Here is a 14,960-nt window from a genome sequence, read left to right as displayed (position 1 = left end):
GCGTTTCCGGCGTGTTGCGCGGCGCACAAGTGTTCGCACAGCGCACAAGCGGAGGTGCATCGTGACCCTGACCAGGGACCTTTTCATCGGCGGGGACGAGGTGCCGGCCGCGGACGGGCGTACGGTCGACGACCTGAACCCGCACACCGGCGAGCCGATGGCCCGGGTGGCGGCCGCGGGTCCCGCCGACGTCACGCGCGCCGTGGACGCGGCCGACGCCGCCTTCCGTACCTGGTCGGCGGCGGGTCCCGGCGACCGGCGCCGGGTGCTCAACCGCGCCGCCGACCTGCTGGAGCAGCGGGGCACGGACGCCGCCGCGCTGATGGCGAGCGAGACCGGCGGGACGCTGGGCTGGTCGCTGTTCAACGTGGGGCTCGCCGCGTCCATGCTGCGGGAGGCCGCCGCGCTCACCACCCTGCCGATCGGCGAGGTGCTGGCCGGGGCCAACCCGGACGCGCTGTCGCTCGCGGTCCGCCAGCCCGCCGGGGTGGTCGCCGCGTTCGCGCCGTGGAACGCCCCGCTCATCCTGGGCGCCCGCGCGATCGCCGCGCCGCTGGCCGCCGGCAACACCGTGGTGCTCAAGGCGAGCGAGGACGCGCCGCTGGCCTGCGCGCTGTTCCTCGCCGACGTGCTGCGCGACGCGGACCTGCCGCCCGGAGTCCTCAACGTGGTGACCAATGATCCCGCGGACGCCGCCTCGGTCGCCGAGACGCTCATCGGCGACCCCCGCGTCCGGCGGGTGAACTTCACCGGCTCGACGAAGGTCGGCCGGCGCATCGGCGAGCTGGCCGCGCGGCATCTGACCCCGGCGGTGCTCGAGCTGGGCGGCAAGAACGCGGTGCTGGTCCTGGACGACGCCGACATCGAGTACGCGGTGAACGCTGTCACCTTCGGCGCGTACCTGAACTCCGGTCAGATCTGCATGTCGGCCGACCGTGTCATCGTGGACCGCGCGATCGCCGGCGACTTCGTGGCCCGCCTCGCCGAGAAGGCCAAGAGCCTGCCGGCCGGCGACCCCACCGACCCGCACACCGTCATCGGCCCGCTGATCAACGCCGCGGCGGCCGAGCGGGTGTCCGGCCTGGTCGCCGACGCGGCGGCTGCGGGAGCAACAGTCCTGGCAGGCGGCGGTACGCCGGCAGGCGCCCACTACCCGGCCACGGTGGTCGCGGACGTGACTCCCGGCATGCGCCTGCACACCGAGGAGATCTTCGGCCCGGTCTGCACCGTGCTCACCGTGGACAGCGAGGAGGCGGCCGTGGCGGTGGCCAACGACAGCCCGTACGGCCTGACCGCCGGCGTCGTCACCCAGGACCTCACCCGCGGCCTCGCCGTGGCCCGCCGCCTGCGCACCGGCATCGTCCACGTCAACGACCAGTCGGTCGACGACGACCCGACCGCCCCGTTCGGCGGCCTGTCCGACTCCGGCTACGGGCGCTTCGGCGGCCGGGCGGGCCTGGAGGCCTTCACCGACCTGCGCTGGATCACCCTGCAGCAGAAGCCCAAGCAGTTCCCCTTCTGAGCCGGGGTGCGCGGGCGGGCCCGGCAGGCGGCCGACGCGGCGCCCACGTCCCCGAGCCGGTGTCCGCCGGGCGCCGAGGCGGTGGAACGCGGACCGCCCGCCCGCGACCGGCAAGATCCCGGAGCGCGAGCGGGCGGTACGGACCCCGGGCGGATCAGCCGCCGGTGATGGACCAGTGCCAGGCCTCCGAGGGCAGGTTCTTGTAGCCGTACTCGGCGGCGTGCGCGGTCAGCCACTTGAAGGCCGGGCTGCTCGCGGTCAGCGTGCGGCCCCCGGAGGTGATGTCGACGGCCAGGCCGATCTCGTGCAGGGAGCGGCCCGGGATGGCGGTCGGGACGCGGCAGGAGGAGGCCGGGGCGGTGTAGACGTCCGGGCAGCCGTTGATCTTGCGGAGTTCGATCTGGCGCTGCTTGGTGCGGAAGCCGCCGCCGCTCATGACGATGCCGTCGGTGCGGGCGTCGGCGAGCATGCGGCCGAAGGCGAAGGCGACGCTCTTGTGCACGGTGATGCCCTCGACGGTGGTGGCGTCGGCCGTGGTGAAGGTGGCGCGGACCTGGGTGACGACGTCGCGGCTGAGGGCGGCGGCCTGCGCGGCGTACGTGTCGGAGGTGTCCAGGCCGGCGAGGCGCTGCTGGTTGGTGCGCACCGCCGTCGCCATGGTCTGGTAGGCCGTGGTGGCGCTGTCCAGGCTTGTCGTCGCCGTGCTCGCGGTGGTCTGCGCGGCCTTGAGGGCGGTGGCGGCCTCGGCGGCCTGGGTGCGGCGGATGATCGTGGCGTTGGCGCGGGCGGTGACGGCTTCCTTGGCGGTGGCCACGGCGGCGGCGCTGCGGGGGCGCTGCTGCGAGACCACGGTGAGCCGGTTGCGCGCGGTGGCGAGGGCTTCGCGGGCGATCGCGTACCGGGTGCGGGCGGCCGAATCGTTGGCCACGGCCACCGCGAGCGCGGTCTGGGCCGTCGTGTGCTCGGTGGTGCGGGCCTTCACCTGCGCGGCCCGGGTGACGAGCGTGGTGCGCTGGGTGGCGAGGGTGCTGCTCAGCTTCACGTACGCGGGGCTCGGGGTGAGGCTCTGCCGCATGAGCGACGCCCACTGGGTGGCAGCCTGGGGCACGGCGGCTCCGGCGGGCGCGGCGCCCGTGCCGGCGGCGGTCAGGACGGCGGCGAGGCCGGCGACCACGGCGGTGGCGGACCGCCGCACGTGGCCACGGACCCGGTGACTGGTCTGGGATTCCTGTCGTGTCGTCATCCCGGACCACTGTCAGGACCGCGGGGTGCAGCCCCGGCCGATCGCGGGAGCAGACAGGTTGCCGGTTCAAGCCCGGCTCAAGATCAGCCCTCCAGGATCTGCTTGAGCCGGGCGAGGTCCGCCGCGACCGCCGCCCGGTCGGCCGCGAACTCCTCGTCGCTCATCCCGGGCGCCCGGCGCAGGGTGAAGACGACCTCGCTGCCCGCGTCGAGCGGCAGGATCCGGAACGGGTTGTGGATGCTGTCCCCGGTCGGCAGGTGCACGTCGTGGTCGAGCACCAGGTACTCGTTGGGGCCCGCGAAGGTCAGGCGCACCCGGGTGCCGTCCGGCGTGACGACGAACCAGTCGTCGCCCTCCTGCTCCACGGCGGTGCCCAGCCCGGGCGCCCAGGAGGGGATGTTGGTGGGGTCCGACGCGTACGCGTACACGTCGGCGGGGCTGCGGTCCACGAACTCGGCGATGTGCAGCGACTCCGTCGGCATACCCGTCATCATGCCAGCAACGGCCCGGCCGGGCACGACTGCGGCGACGCGGATCAACCGGCCCGCTCGACCGGGAAGGCCGGCGCCGGGTCGTCGAGGAACTGCCCGCCGTGGCCGCGCAGGAAGCGGTCGAAGAAGCCGCGGAGGTACCGGTTCTGGGTGCGCACGGCGAGCGCGGGGTCGAGCGTGCCGATGTCGTCGCGTACGGCGGCCGGGTCCAGGGGCAACGGCCCGGCGAGCTGAGGCAGCAGCACCTCGGCGTCGGTGAAGGAGGCGTGACGCGTGCCGAGCAGCGTGAAGTCGGCCTTCCAGCCGGTGCTGTGCGCCCAGAACGACGCCCAGGACGGGCTGTCGGTGATGTTCTCGCCGCCGGAAGCGGCGGAGGAGCCCATCAGCAGGAACGGCCGGTCGACCCCCTGCTCGGCGACCGGGGCGAGGACGGCACCCGGGCGGGAGGGGTCGAGCTCCATCAGCCCGTCGAGGTTGACGCCGGCGTCGATGCGCCGGTCGGCCAGCATCGCGGCGGCCGCCGTGAAGCCGCCCGCGGAGTGGCCGGCCATGCCGATCGCGGACAGGTCGATGCGCCCGTGCAGGCCGGCGGCGGTCACGCCGGCGAGCCGGTCGAGGACGAACGAGGTGTCGGCGACCCGCGTCGCCATCATCTGCGTCACCCACGGGACGGTCGGCTCGGCGCCTTCCAGCACCACCAGGCGCCCGTCGGGGAACTCGACCTCCGGCGACTCGCCCGTGTTGTCGATCGTCACCACGAGGTAGCCCGCGCTCGCCAGCGCCGCGACCAGCGTCGTGGACCAGGTGCGCGGCTCACCCAGCCCCGGTGACCAGAGCACGACCGGAAGCCTGCCGGCCCGCCGATCGGCCGGGGCGTTCAGCGACACATGGGTACGGATCCGAGCCCAGTCCACCCGCCCGGGCGGCACGCCGAGGCCGAGATACGTGTTCGCGGTGACGGCGTCGAAGTGGCCGGCCGCGCCGTCGAGCATGTAGGGCGCCTGTGGCCCGTGGTGCGCGGGCGACGCGGGATAGAACAGGCTGACCATGAGCTCGCGGCCGGCCCGGCCGGGGTCGGCGAGATGCAGCACGGTATCGCCGACCGGGGCGGATCCGGTGGTCCGCGGCAGTTGTGGCCGCAGGTCGGCGGCAGCGGCGGGCGTCGCGGACGAGGTGGCGCCGAGCAGCGCGAGTGCCGCCAGCGCGGCGAGGACTGTCCGAGGTGTCATGCGGCGACGCTAGGGGCGCCGCCTGCCCTCTCGCGTGCTACCGGGGAGCCATCTTGCGCGTAGCTCCCCGGTAGCAGGGGCACGATCAGCGGCCGAAGCCGGCGGAAGGCAGCAGGGGCACGATCAGCCGCCGAAGAGGGCGAACCGCTCCCGGCTCGAGCCGCCGATCGCCGTGAACGCGCCCCCGGCTGCCACCCGCCGGTGTGCGGAGTCGGCGGACAGCGCCTGCACGCCGATGGCCCCGTTCGCGCGCGGGTTCCAGCCGGTCAGCCGGCCCCGGTCGTCGAGGGCGGCGAGCTTGATCCGCGAGGCGTACCCGGCCCGGCAGCCGCGCTGGCTGATGGCGCTGGTGGACTTGCAGGCGCGGTCGAAGTGCCCGCCGACGTACGTGGTGCGGCCCAGCACGGCGAGGGTGTGCACGTCGCCGTCGAACAGGTGGGTCCAGCGGACGCGGCCCGCCGGGGTGTAGCCGACGGCCCGTCCGCCGGGGCCGCCGGTGGCGGTGCTCAGCCCGGAGGGCGAGACGGCGAGGTCCATCACCGTGGCGGGTGCGGCGGGCCGGAAGGTACGGATGAGCCGCCCGTCCCCGGTCGACACGGCCGCCAGGCGCCGCGCCACGGAGCCGTTGACCTTGTGGAAGTCGCCGCCGAGGTAGAGCCGCGTACGCGTGACCGCCACCGCCCGCACCCGGGAGTCGGCGGCGGCACGGAAGCCGGGGTCGAGCTTGCCGGTGGCGTGACGGAACGCGGCGAGGTTGCCGCGGCGCACGCCGTCGACGGAGTGGAACTGCCCGGCGGCGTACACCCGGCCCTGTCCGATCGCGAGGCTGGTGACGCCGCCGCCGACGCGGGGGGCCCAGCGGGAGAGCCTGCCCGAGCCGTCGAAGCGGGCGAGTTTGCTGCGGCGCAGGCCGTTGATCTCGGTGAAGTCGCCGCCGGCGTAGAGGCTGCCCCCGGCGACGGCCAGGGCGCGCACGGTGCCCTTCGCGACGGGGTTCCACGGCAGCACGGCACCGGTACGGGCGTCGAACGCGACCAGCCGCTTACGCACGTACGTCCTGCCCTGCGACTTGACCGACGTGAAGGACCCGCCGGCGTAGACGGTGTTGCCGCGGAAGGCGATGGCCCACACGGTGGAGTTGAACTCCGGTGCCCGCTGCGAGGCGGCCCGGGCCGGGTCGATGAAGGCGGGCGCGACCACCAGCGCGGGCGTCGCGACAAAAGCAGTGAGTAGCAGTCTGGCTACTTTAAGTAGGCGCACGTGATCATCAACGGACCTGACCCGGAGAAGGTTGCGCGGCGATCTTGGCGGCCTGGATCTGCTCGTACACGTGGGTGCGCAGCGTCGTGAACCGCGGGTCGGCCCGGGTGTGCAGCTGGTTGCGCTCCTCGGGCAGGTCGACGGTCAGCTCGTCCTGGATCACCGTCGGCGACGCGGACAGCATGATCACCCGCTGCCCGAGATAGACCGCCTCGTCGATGTCGTGCGTGACAAAGAGAATCGTCACACCCAGCCGCTGCCACAGTGACCGCACGAGATCCTCCAGATCGGCCCGCGTCTGCGCGTCCACGGCCGCGAACGGCTCGTCCATCAGCAGGATCTTCGGCTCGTACGCCACGGCCCGCGCGATCGCCACCCGCTGCTGCATCCCGCCGGACAACTGCCACGGGTACGCGGTCTCCGTACCCTCCAGCCCCACCGCCCCCAGAGCCTCCCCCACCAGCGTAGAAATCCGACCCCGGGGGAGCTTCTTCTGCCTGAGTGGTAAAGCCACGTTCTCGCGCACGGACATCCACGGGAAGAGGCTGCGCCCGTACTCCTGGAAGACGATCGCCATCCCGGGCGGTGGCCCCGAGACCGGCGCCGAGTCCACCCGCACCGTCCCGCCGCCCGGCTCGAGCAGCCCGCCGATGCAGCGCAGCAGCGTGGTCTTCCCGCACCCGGACGGCCCGACCAGGCACACCAGCTCGCCCGCCCCGACCGTGAACGTCAGCTCGCGCAGCGCCTCCACCTCCCGCTGCCCGGTGCGATAGGTCTTGCGCAGTCCCAGCACTTCCAGCACGTACCCTCCCGAGGTCATTGGCGTTGCGCGGCCCGCAGGCCGTGGTACCAGCCCAGCGCGGCCCGCTCGGCGAGGCGGAACAACTCGGACAGGGCGAAGCCGAGCAGCCCGAGCAGCAGGATTCCGCTCCACATCTCGGGGATGGCGAAGCTGCGCTGGAACTGCACGACGGTGAAGCCGAGGCCGTTGCTGGCGGCGAACATCTCGCTGATCACCATGAGGATGATCGCGATGGACAGGGCCTGGCGCAGGCCGGTGACGATCTGCGGCGAGGCGGCCGGCAGCAGCAGGTGGCGCAGGCGGGCGGCCCCGCTGATCCCGTACGAGCGGCTGGTGTCCGACAGCACCGAGTCGACCGCGCGCACGCCTTCGACGGTGTTGAGCAGGATCGGCCACACGCAGCCGAAGGCGATGACGATCACCTTCATGCTGGTGCCGATCCCGGCGAAGAGCATGATCACGGGTACGAGCACCGGCGGCGGGATGGCCCGGAAGAACTCGAGCACGGGCTCCGCCGCCGCCCGGAGCCGCCGGAAGGCGCCGATCGCCACGCCCAGTGCCACGCCCACCAGCGCCGCGAGCGCGTACCCCGCGAGCAGCCGGCCGAGACTGGGCAGCACATCCGCCCGGAGCCGGTCCGGGGTCCACGTGTCCCGGAACGCGACGAGGATCGTCCTCAGCGGCGGCGCGTAGAAGTTCTCGCTGCTCAGCGATGCCGCGTACCAGATCGCGAAGAGCACGGCCGGCAGCGACACGACCATGATCAGCCGGCGGATCACAGGGCCACCTCGCCGCGGACCGACTGGTGCCAGGCAAGGACCTTGCGCTCGGCGAGCCGGGCGCCCACGTTGATCAGGACGCCGAGGATGCCCGTGACGACGATCATCGCGTACATGACGGGCACCGCGCCCGAGCTCTGCGCGACCGCGATGACCGCGCCGAGCCCGGGCGAGCCGATGACCAGTTCCGCGGTGACGGCGAGCACCAGGGCGACGGCCGCGGCGAGCCGGATGCCCGTGAAGACGTACGGCAGGGCGGTGGGCCACAGCACGTGCCGTACCCGGGCCCACGGGCCGAGGCGGAAGCTGCGCGCGGTCTCGTCGGCGACCGGGTCCACGTCGGCCACGCCGGAGAGGACCTGGACGAGCACCTGCCAGAAGGCGGCGTACACGATCAGCAGCAGCGAGGATCCGAGCCCGGTGCCGTAGAGCAGGACGGCGAGCGGGATCAGCGCGACCGACGGGATGGGCCGCAGGAACTCGATGGTCGAGGCGGTCCACGCGCGCAGCACCGGGATCGAGCCGATGAGCAGGCCGGCCGCGACGCCCGCGGCGATCGCCACGGCGAGGCCGGCGGCCCAGGCGACGAGGGTGTCGCCGACCGCGGCCCAGAAGGGGGCGGTGGCGGCCTCGCGACCCAGGGCGGCGGCGATGCCGCTGGCCGGCGGCAGGTAGTCCGGGCTGACGACGCCGAGGCGGGGCAGCAGCTCGACCACGGCGACCAGCGCGGCGAGGCCGGACAGGCGCCAGATCACGGCAGGATCTTCGCCGGGTCGGGGGTGGCGCCGTCGAAGATGCCGTCGCGCACCCCGAGCTCGGCGAGCGTGCCGACGGACGCGATGTTGATCTGGGCGGGCCACTGGGGCAGGGTGAGCGCGGCGCGGGCCTTTTCGTCGATCTTGGTGTACGTGCCGAGCACCGCCCGCACCTCGTCGGGGTGGGCGTCGGCGTAGGTCAGCGACTCATTGATCGCCTCGGTGAACCGCTTGACCAGGTCGGCCTTCTCCCCCACCAGCTTGGTCGAGGCGAAGTAGGCGGCCACGGTGAGGTCCGGCGCCGCGTCGACGTAGTTCCAGGCGACGACCCGCCCGCCCGCGCCGGTGATCGCCGACAGGGAGGGTTCGACGACCCAGGCGGCGTCGACCTGCCCCTGCTCCACGGCCGCGGGCATGTTCGCGAAGGGCATCTCGACGAAGCTGATGCCGCTCGGATCGCCGCCGGCCTTGCGCACGGATTCGCGTACGGTGGTGTCGCCGATGTTCTTGAGGGTGTTGACGGCGATCTTCTTGCCGGCCAGGTCGGCGGCCTTGGTGATCGGGCTGTCCTTGCGCACCGCGACGCCGCCGAAGTCCTTGCCCGCCGCGCCGGTGGAGGCGACGCCGTTGGCCACGATCTTGACGGGCACGTTCTTGGTCTGCGCGACGAGCAGCGAGGTGATGTTGCTGAAGCCGAACTGGAACTGGCCGCTGACCACGCCGGGCACGATGGCCGCGCCGCCCTGGCCGCTCTCCATGGTCAGCTCGATCTTGCGGCTCGCGAAGAAGCCCTTCTGCTGGCCGAGGTAGATCGGCGCGACGTCGACGATCGGGATGACGCCGACCTTGACCTGGTCGACGCCGTTCTCGGTGGTGGTGCCGCCGCCGCCCGAGGAGCCGCAGCCGGCCCCGGTGGCGGTGAGGGCGAGCGCGGCGATTCCCGCGATGATCCGGCGCATGGAGGACCCCCCGGAGGATTTGCCGTTGTGCGGCATACGCACGTAAGTTCTCAGAGAGAACGTAGAGGTGTGGCCTGGGTCACGTCAATGATCGAGATCGATTGCCGAGGAGTGCCAGTGGGGTTGTTCGACGGCGTCCTGGCCGCCGGGCCGGTCCGGGCCGCGACGGCCGACCGGGCGTACGTGCGGGCCCTGCTCGACGCCGAGGCCGCGCTGGCCCTGGCCGCGGGCGACACGGGGCTGGCCGATCCGGCCGACGCGCGGGCCGTCGCCGGCGCGTGCGCGGCCCTCGAGGTCGACATCGCGGCGCTCGGGCAGGAGGCCGCCGCCACGGGCAACCCCGTGGTTCCGCTGATCCAGCGGCTGCGCGCGGCCCTGCCCGGCCCGGTCGCGCCGCTCGTGCACCGCGGCGCCACCAGCCAGGACATCGTCGACACCGGCACGATGCTGGTCGCCCACCGCGCGCTCGGGCCGCTGCTGGACGATCTCGCGGCGGTCGCCGGGCTCGTCGCGGCGCTGGCGGAGCAGCACCGCACGACGCCGGTCGCCGGCCGGACCCTGCTGCAACAGGCGCTGCCGACGACGTTCGGGCTGGTCGCGGCCGGGTGGCTCGGCGGGCTCGACGCCGCACGCCGGCGGCTCGGCGAGGTGCGGCGGACCCGGCTCGCGGTGCAGCTGGGCGGGGCGGCGGGGACCCTGGCGGCGTACGAGCGGGGTGCTGCCCTGGCGCTCGTCGGGGCGTACGCGGAAAGGCTGGGTCTCGCCGAACCGGACCTGCCGTGGCACACCGAGCGCACCCGCGTCGCGGACCTGGCCACCGCACTGGGCACGACCGCCGGTGCCGTGGCGAAGATCGCGCGGGACGTCACGCTGCACGCGCAGACCGAGGTCGGCGAGCTGTCGGAGGGCGGCGCGGGCGGCGGGTCGTCGACGCTGCCCCACAAGCGCAACCCGGTGCACGCGATCAGTGCCGTGGCCGCCGCGGCGGACACGCCCGGCCTGGTGGCGACGGTGCTCGCCGCGATGCCCCACGAGTACCAGCGGGCCGCGGGCGCCTGGCAGGCCGAGTGGCTGCCGCTGCGCGACCTGCTCGTGGCGACCGGCTCGGCCGTGCACCGGCTGCGGCAGTGCCTGGAGAGCCTCGAGGTGCACGCCGGCCGGATGCGCGCCAACCTGGACCTGACGCGCGGCGCGCTGCTCGCCGAGCGGGTGGCCGGGGCACTCGGACCGGAGTTCAAGGACGTGGTGAAGCAGGCCGCCCTGCGCGGGGACCTGGCGCACGATCCGGCAATCGTCGGCGCGCTGGGGTCCGCGGAAGTCGAGCGGCTGCTCGACCCGGCCGGCTATCTGGGCAGCGCCGACGCGCTCATCGACCGGGCGCTGGGCCGATGATCGTCCACCACGAGGTCACCGGGCCGGCGGATGCGCCGCCGCTGCTGCTGATCAACTCGCTGGGCGCGGACCTGCGGATGTGGGACCCGCAGCTGCCCGCCCTCGCGGACCGCTTCCGCGTCATCCGGTACGACGCCCGCGGCCACGGCCGGTCCCCGGTCCCGCCGGGCCCCTACTCCCTGGCCGACCTGGCCGGGGACGCGACGGCGCTGCTGGATCATCTCGGCATCGGGCGGGCCCACGTGTGCGGCCTGTCGCTGGGCGGGATGACGGCGATGTGGCTGGCCGCGCACCATCCGGCGCGGGTGGATCGGCTGGTCCTGTGCTGCACGTCGGCCTTGCTCGGGCCGCCGTCGGCGTGGGCTGCCCGTGCGGCAACCGTCCTTTCGGCCGGCACCGGTGCTGTCGCCGACGCGGTGGTCGATCGGTGGGTCATCAATGCTGATAAGTCGTATTTGCGGGACATGATCGCGGCGACCGACCCGGTGGGCTACGCGGCGGCGTGCGCGGCGATCGAGCACATGGACCTGCGCGCGGACCTTCCGGGCATCACGGCGCCGACGCTGGTCATCGCCGGGGCGGACGACCCGGCGACGCCGCCCTCGCACGGTGTCGCCATCGCCGCCGCCATCCCGGGCGCGCGCCTGGAGATCGTCCCCGGAGCCCACCTGGCGACCTGGGAACACGCCGCCATCGTCAATCCCCTGCTGCTGGAGGCCCTCGATGACTGACGCCTACGCCGACGGCATGGCGGTGCGCCGCGAAGTGCTCGGCGACGCGCACGTGGACCGGGCGATCGCCGCCACGACCGAGTTCACGACGCCGTTCCAGGATTTCATCACCCGCTACGCGTGGGGCGACGTGTGGACGCGGGAGGGGCTGGACCGCCGCACGCGCAGTTGCGTCACTCTGGCCGTACTGACGGCTCTGCACTGTCATGACGAGATCGCCATGCACGTGCGCGCGGCGCTGCGCAACGGCCTGACCCGCGAGGAGATCGCGGAGGTGCTGCTGCACACGGCGGTCTACGCGGGCGTGCCGGCCGCGAACAAGGCCTTCAAGATCGCCCAGGAGACCCTGGACGAGACTCCGTGACCGGCCGCGAGCCGCACTTCGTCCAGTCCCTCGAGCGCGGGCTCGCCGTCATCCGCGCGTTCGACGCCGGCCGCCCCGAGCTGACCCTCAGCGACGTCGCCCGCCACTGCGACCTCACCCGCGCCGCCGCCCGCCGCTTCCTGCTCACCCTCACCGACCTGGGCTACGTCCGCACCGACGGGCGCCTCTTCTCGCTCACCCCGCGCGTGCTGGAGCTCGGCTACTCGTTCCTGAGCAGCCTGTCCCTGCCCGAGGTGGCCCAGCCCCACCTCGAGACCCTGGCCGCCCGCGTCCACGAGAGCTCCTCGCTCTCCGTCCTCGACGGCGACGACATCGTGTACGTGGCCCGCGTCCCCACCCGCCGCATCATGACCGTGGCCATCAACGTCGGCACCCGCTTCCCCGCCTACGCCACGTCCATGGGCCGCGTCCTTCTGGCCGCCCAGCCCGACGACTCCTTCCTGACCCGCACCACCCTCACCCCGCTCACCACCCGCACGGTGACCCGGGCCGCCGACCTCAAGGCCGAGCTGCAGCGGGTACGCGGCCAGGGCTGGGCCCTCGTCGACCAGGAGCTGGAGGAGGGCCTGCGCTCCCTGGCCGCCCCGGTCCGCAACCGCACCGGCCAGGTCGTCGCCGCGGTCAACGTCTCGGTCCACGCCTCCCGCACCTCGGTCGCCGAGATGCGCGAAACCCTCCTCCCCGCCCTGCTGGAGACGGCCGCCGCCATCGAGGCCGACCTGCGTGTCACGACCCGGCCGTGAGCCTGCCGAGGTCCCGCACACAGAACCCGTGGTGCGCCCACTCCTCGTTGAGCACCGTGCCGAGGCATTGCCGGACTGTGCGCCCGGTGGCGTACGGGGGCCATCTGCCGTCCCCGGGAACCGGCGCCGGTGCCGCGAGCCGCTCGGGCGTGACCCCGGCCAGCCAGGCCTCCACCTCTGCGGCCTGCCGCCCCCGCACGGCGAGCACCTCGTCGAGGCCCGGCCGGACGTCCGCAAGCTCCTGAATGGAGGCCGGCCCCAGCCCCATGGCCGTGAACGGCTCGGTGAGCCCGAGCACGCAGCGCCGGAACCAGGAATCGTGCACGAAGACGAGGTGCCGCAGCGTCTCCACCATCGACCACTCCCCGCCGACGCCGCGATGCTCACTGCCCGCGGGCATGGCCCGGACCCGTCGCACCGTCGCCGCCCAGTCGTCGTGCAGCTGCCGCCAGGCCTCCCGCAGGTCGTCCGGCTCGTCCGAGCGCATCAGCAACCGCACCGGATGCCGGCGATCGAGCTCCGCCTCGACGTAGGCGGTCACCTCCACGCCGTTGACCACGAGATTGGTGACCAGGCCGTCGATCTCCGCGTCCCGCATCACGACCCCGAGCATCCGCGCCCCGCTCAGGTCGGACTCGCGGAACTCCGCACCGGTGAGATCCTCCTCGAAGAACCGTCGCATCCCGACAGGCTACGGTCTGCCGCGCCTCAATCGCGGCAGGCACCCGGGGTGGTGGCGATGTGGATGATGTCGTCGAGCCGTTCCAGCGAAGCGGTCAGCTCCTGGATCTGCCGCACCATCCGCTCCCGCTTCTCGTGCAGCAGGTCGACCGTCTCGTCGTCGATGCTCTTCGTGTCCACGCACAACAGCAGCACACCGATCACCCGGCTCGGCAGCCCGGCCGCGAACAGGTCCTGGATCAGGCGGACGCGGTCCAGCGCCGCGTCGGGATAGCGCCGCTGGCCCCCGCCCGTCCGGGCCGCGGGAAGCAGCCCCTGCTGGCCGTAGTAGCGCAGGGCGCGGGTCGTCACCCCGGCCCGGGCGGCCAGGTCACCGATGGCGAGCATGATCCTCCCCCGATCCGGGCTTGACTTTGACGCCGGCGTCACGTTTTACCGTACCGCCATGAATCTGGAGAACAAGGTGGCTCTGGTCACCGGCGCCAACCGCGGCCTCGGCCGCCACTTCGCGGAACAGCTGCTCGCAAGGGGTGCGAAGAAGGTCTACGCGACCGCCCGCCGGCCGGAGCTGATCGACCTGGACGGGGTGGAGACCCTTCCGCTGGACATCACCGACCCGGCGAGCGTGGCGGCCGCCGCCGCGCAGGCACCGGACGTGACGCTCCTCATCAACAACGCGGGCGCGGCCTCGGGTGCCAACCTGGTCGCCGGCCGCCTGGAGGACATCCGGGCGGACATGGACACGTTCTTCTACGGCACGCTGGCGATGATCCGTGCCTTCGCCCCGATCCTGCGGGACAACGGCGGCGGCGCGATCCTGAACGTCAACTCCGCCTCGTCGTGGGTGGCGGCGGGCCAGGCCGACGCCTACCACGCGGCGAAGGCGGCCGAGTGGGCGATGACCAACGCCGTACGGCAGGAGCTGGCCGCGCAGCGTACCCAGGTGACCGGCTTCTACCTGGCCATGACCGACACCGGCCACCAGGACTGGTGGCCCGGCCCGCTGAACGACGCCGCGGAGATGGTGGCGAAGGCGCTGGACGGTCTCGAAGCCGGCACACCGGAGGTGATCGCCGACGACCTGACGGCCGCCGCCAAGGCCGCCCTGGCCGAGCCTCCGGTCCCCTACACCGGCCCCGGAAACTGACCGACCCCCACCAGCCGATCAGCGGCGCCGGATGGCCGCTCCACGGTCCTCGGCCCCGCACACGTTCCGTCGGTGCCGAGGACCCGCCGGCGTCAATGTCGGCCGGTCGCCGCGACGCGGCCGGCTTGCCGCCCCGGCATCCACGTAACGGCGACGGCGGCGAACCGAACACCCGAACTGGTCACGCTTCGTGAAACCGCGGCCGCTCGAGCCCCACGACCGACGCCCGGATCTGCCGACGATAATGCACTCGATGAAGCCGATTCGGCAGGCAGTGAAATCGAGGTAAAAATTAAAGATGGTCGGGGTTATATGCTATTCGGTCGCTTTTTCGATCAGTTTCCTGAGATGCGCGGAGAACGCTGCCGCGCCGATTTTGTCGGCGGCGGCGAGGCTGGCCTTGAGGACGGTGATGGCTTGGTCTGGGTTTCCTGCAGCAAGCAGGAGCTGCCCGAGTATGTTACCGACAGCGGCGACGCCGTCTGGGCGTTGAAGCTGCTGGAGCAGGCGGAATGATTCGACGAGCAGCGGGAATGACGCGTTGTAGTCTTCCCGCGCAAGTTCGATTTGAGCGAGTCCCCATTTGGCCGACGCGATGCCGTCGACGTTGCCCAGCGTCTCGTTGACCTGCAACCGCTTGAGGTGAAGCTCGGCGGCTTCGTCGTAGTCGCCGCGCCGGTACAGGATGTCGGCGATGTTGCCCCAGGTGACCGCCGCGGAGCGGGTGTCACCGAGCCGCTCGTAGACCGGCAGCTGGACCTCGCGGCGGATGCGCAGGGCCTCGTCGTAGTCCCCGCGCCGGTACAGGATGTCGGCGATCTTGCCCCAGGTGACCGCCGTA

The 14,960-nt window shown here is 73.0% G+C and carries 17 protein-coding genes; 6 read left to right on the top strand and 11 right to left on the bottom strand.

The window, feature by feature from the left end; translation table 11 throughout:
• Positions 1-61 precede the first annotated feature (61 nt).
• Positions 62-1,522 (top strand): aldehyde dehydrogenase family protein, encoded by a 1,461-nt coding sequence (locus RBH18_RS26830; RefSeq protein WP_306212567.1) that lies wholly within the window; start codon positions 62-64, stop codon positions 1,520-1,522.
• 154 nt (positions 1,523-1,676) lie between these two features.
• Here the strand turns inward: RBH18_RS26830 and RBH18_RS26825 are convergent, their stop codons facing one another.
• The 8 genes from RBH18_RS26825 to RBH18_RS26790 form a co-directional block, all read right to left on the bottom strand.
• Complete coding sequence (locus RBH18_RS26825) at positions 1,677-2,765, bottom strand: M15 family metallopeptidase (protein WP_306212566.1); 1,089 nt, start codon at positions 2,763-2,765, stop codon at positions 1,677-1,679.
• 83 nt (positions 2,766-2,848) lie between these two features.
• A complete protein-coding gene (locus RBH18_RS26820) occupies positions 2,849-3,247 on the bottom strand; it encodes an SRPBCC family protein (protein WP_306212565.1) in 399 nt (132 codons plus the stop codon).
• A gap of 53 nt (positions 3,248-3,300) precedes the next feature.
• A complete protein-coding gene (locus tag RBH18_RS26815) occupies positions 3,301-4,485 on the bottom strand; it encodes an alpha/beta hydrolase family protein (protein WP_306212564.1) in 1,185 nt (394 codons plus the stop codon).
• A gap of 123 nt (positions 4,486-4,608) precedes the next feature.
• On the bottom strand, positions 4,609-5,685 hold the full coding sequence (locus RBH18_RS26810) for a hypothetical protein (protein ID WP_306212563.1): 1,077 nt from the start codon (positions 5,683-5,685) through the stop codon (positions 4,609-4,611).
• Between the two features lie 67 nt (positions 5,686-5,752).
• The gene (locus tag RBH18_RS26805) at positions 5,753-6,547 is read right to left on the bottom strand and encodes an ABC transporter ATP-binding protein (RefSeq protein WP_306212562.1); all 795 of its coding nucleotides are present in this window, start codon (positions 6,545-6,547) and stop codon (positions 5,753-5,755) included.
• Positions 6,548-6,561: 14 nt separating this feature from the next.
• A complete protein-coding gene (locus RBH18_RS26800; RefSeq protein ID WP_306212561.1) occupies positions 6,562-7,326 on the bottom strand; it encodes an ABC transporter permease in 765 nt (254 codons plus the stop codon).
• Positions 7,323-8,081: an ABC transporter permease gene (locus RBH18_RS26795; protein WP_306212560.1), complete on the bottom strand. Its 759-nt coding sequence runs from the start codon at positions 8,079-8,081 to the stop codon at positions 7,323-7,325. Before RBH18_RS26795 ends, RBH18_RS26800 begins: the two co-directional genes overlap by 4 nt.
• Positions 8,078-9,040 (bottom strand): ABC transporter substrate-binding protein, encoded by a 963-nt coding sequence (locus tag RBH18_RS26790; protein WP_306212559.1) that lies wholly within the window; start codon positions 9,038-9,040, stop codon positions 8,078-8,080. Before RBH18_RS26790 ends, RBH18_RS26795 begins: the two co-directional genes overlap by 4 nt.
• A 117-nt stretch (positions 9,041-9,157) precedes the next feature.
• Between RBH18_RS26790 and pcaB the strand changes: the two genes are divergently transcribed.
• From pcaB to RBH18_RS26770, 4 genes are read left to right on the top strand one after another with little or no spacing between them, the layout of a single operon-like run.
• The gene (gene pcaB / locus RBH18_RS26785; RefSeq protein WP_306212558.1) at positions 9,158-10,432 is read left to right on the top strand and encodes a 3-carboxy-cis,cis-muconate cycloisomerase; all 1,275 of its coding nucleotides are present in this window, start codon (positions 9,158-9,160) and stop codon (positions 10,430-10,432) included.
• Positions 10,429-11,163: a 3-oxoadipate enol-lactonase gene (gene pcaD / locus RBH18_RS26780; protein WP_306212557.1), complete on the top strand. Its 735-nt coding sequence runs from the start codon at positions 10,429-10,431 to the stop codon at positions 11,161-11,163. The genes pcaB and pcaD overlap by 4 nt, the downstream gene beginning before the upstream one ends.
• Entirely contained in the window at positions 11,156-11,527 is a 372-nt protein-coding gene (pcaC, locus tag RBH18_RS26775; RefSeq protein WP_306212556.1) for a 4-carboxymuconolactone decarboxylase, read from the top strand. The genes pcaD and pcaC overlap by 8 nt, the downstream gene beginning before the upstream one ends.
• A complete protein-coding gene (locus RBH18_RS26770; RefSeq protein ID WP_306212555.1) occupies positions 11,524-12,291 on the top strand; it encodes an IclR family transcriptional regulator domain-containing protein in 768 nt (255 codons plus the stop codon). Before pcaC ends, RBH18_RS26770 begins: the two co-directional genes overlap by 4 nt.
• Here RBH18_RS26770 and RBH18_RS26765 read toward each other — a convergent pair.
• Together RBH18_RS26765 and RBH18_RS26760 are read right to left on the bottom strand one after the other, a co-directional pair.
• Positions 12,275-12,973, bottom strand: a complete 699-nt coding sequence (locus RBH18_RS26765) for a DinB family protein (protein ID WP_306212554.1) — start codon at positions 12,971-12,973, stop codon at positions 12,275-12,277. The genes RBH18_RS26770 and RBH18_RS26765 overlap by 17 nt on opposite strands.
• Before the next feature lie 26 nt (positions 12,974-12,999).
• Positions 13,000-13,359: a MerR family transcriptional regulator gene (locus RBH18_RS26760; protein ID WP_306212553.1), complete on the bottom strand. Its 360-nt coding sequence runs from the start codon at positions 13,357-13,359 to the stop codon at positions 13,000-13,002.
• Positions 13,360-13,417: 58 nt separating this feature from the next.
• Here RBH18_RS26760 and RBH18_RS26755 point away from each other — a divergent pair, with 58 nt between their 5' ends.
• On the top strand, positions 13,418-14,119 hold the full coding sequence (locus RBH18_RS26755; RefSeq protein WP_306212552.1) for an SDR family oxidoreductase: 702 nt from the start codon (positions 13,418-13,420) through the stop codon (positions 14,117-14,119).
• 315 nt (positions 14,120-14,434) lie between these two features.
• On the opposite strand, the gene RBH18_RS26750 is transcribed toward RBH18_RS26755, so the two are convergent.
• Positions 14,435-14,960, bottom strand: a 526-nt coding sequence (locus RBH18_RS26750) for a tetratricopeptide repeat protein (RefSeq protein WP_306212551.1), incomplete at its 5' end; no start/stop codon positions are given.

The organism is Actinoplanes oryzae (genome assembly GCF_030757795.1).
Lineage (GTDB): Bacteria > Actinomycetota > Actinomycetes > Mycobacteriales > Micromonosporaceae > Actinoplanes.
The sequence above is the reverse complement of the archived record's forward strand: the minus strand, read 5'-3'. Positions and strand labels throughout refer to the sequence as shown.

Excerpts from the sequence above, each read along its gene's own strand:
- RBH18_RS26825 (WP_306212566.1), bottom strand. The coding sequence starts at position 2,765 with ATGACGACACGACAGGAATCCCAGACCAGTCACCGGGTCCGTGGCCAC.
- RBH18_RS26820 (WP_306212565.1), bottom strand. The coding sequence starts at position 3,247 with ATGCCGACGGAGTCGCTGCACATCGCCGAGTTCGTGGACCGCAGCCCC.
- RBH18_RS26815 (WP_306212564.1), bottom strand. The coding sequence starts at position 4,485 with ATGACACCTCGGACAGTCCTCGCCGCGCTGGCGGCACTCGCGCTGCTC.
- RBH18_RS26790 (WP_306212559.1), bottom strand. The coding sequence starts at position 9,040 with ATGCGCCGGATCATCGCGGGAATCGCCGCGCTCGCCCTCACCGCCACC.
- pcaD (WP_306212557.1), top strand. The coding sequence starts at position 10,429 with ATGATCGTCCACCACGAGGTCACCGGGCCGGCGGATGCGCCGCCGCTG.
- pcaC (WP_306212556.1), top strand. The coding sequence starts at position 11,156 with ATGACTGACGCCTACGCCGACGGCATGGCGGTGCGCCGCGAAGTGCTC.
- RBH18_RS26765 (WP_306212554.1), bottom strand. The coding sequence starts at position 12,973 with ATGCGACGGTTCTTCGAGGAGGATCTCACCGGTGCGGAGTTCCGCGAG.
- RBH18_RS26760 (WP_306212553.1), bottom strand. The coding sequence starts at position 13,359 with ATGCTCGCCATCGGTGACCTGGCCGCCCGGGCCGGGGTGACGACCCGC.
- RBH18_RS26755 (WP_306212552.1), top strand. The coding sequence starts at position 13,418 with ATGAATCTGGAGAACAAGGTGGCTCTGGTCACCGGCGCCAACCGCGGC.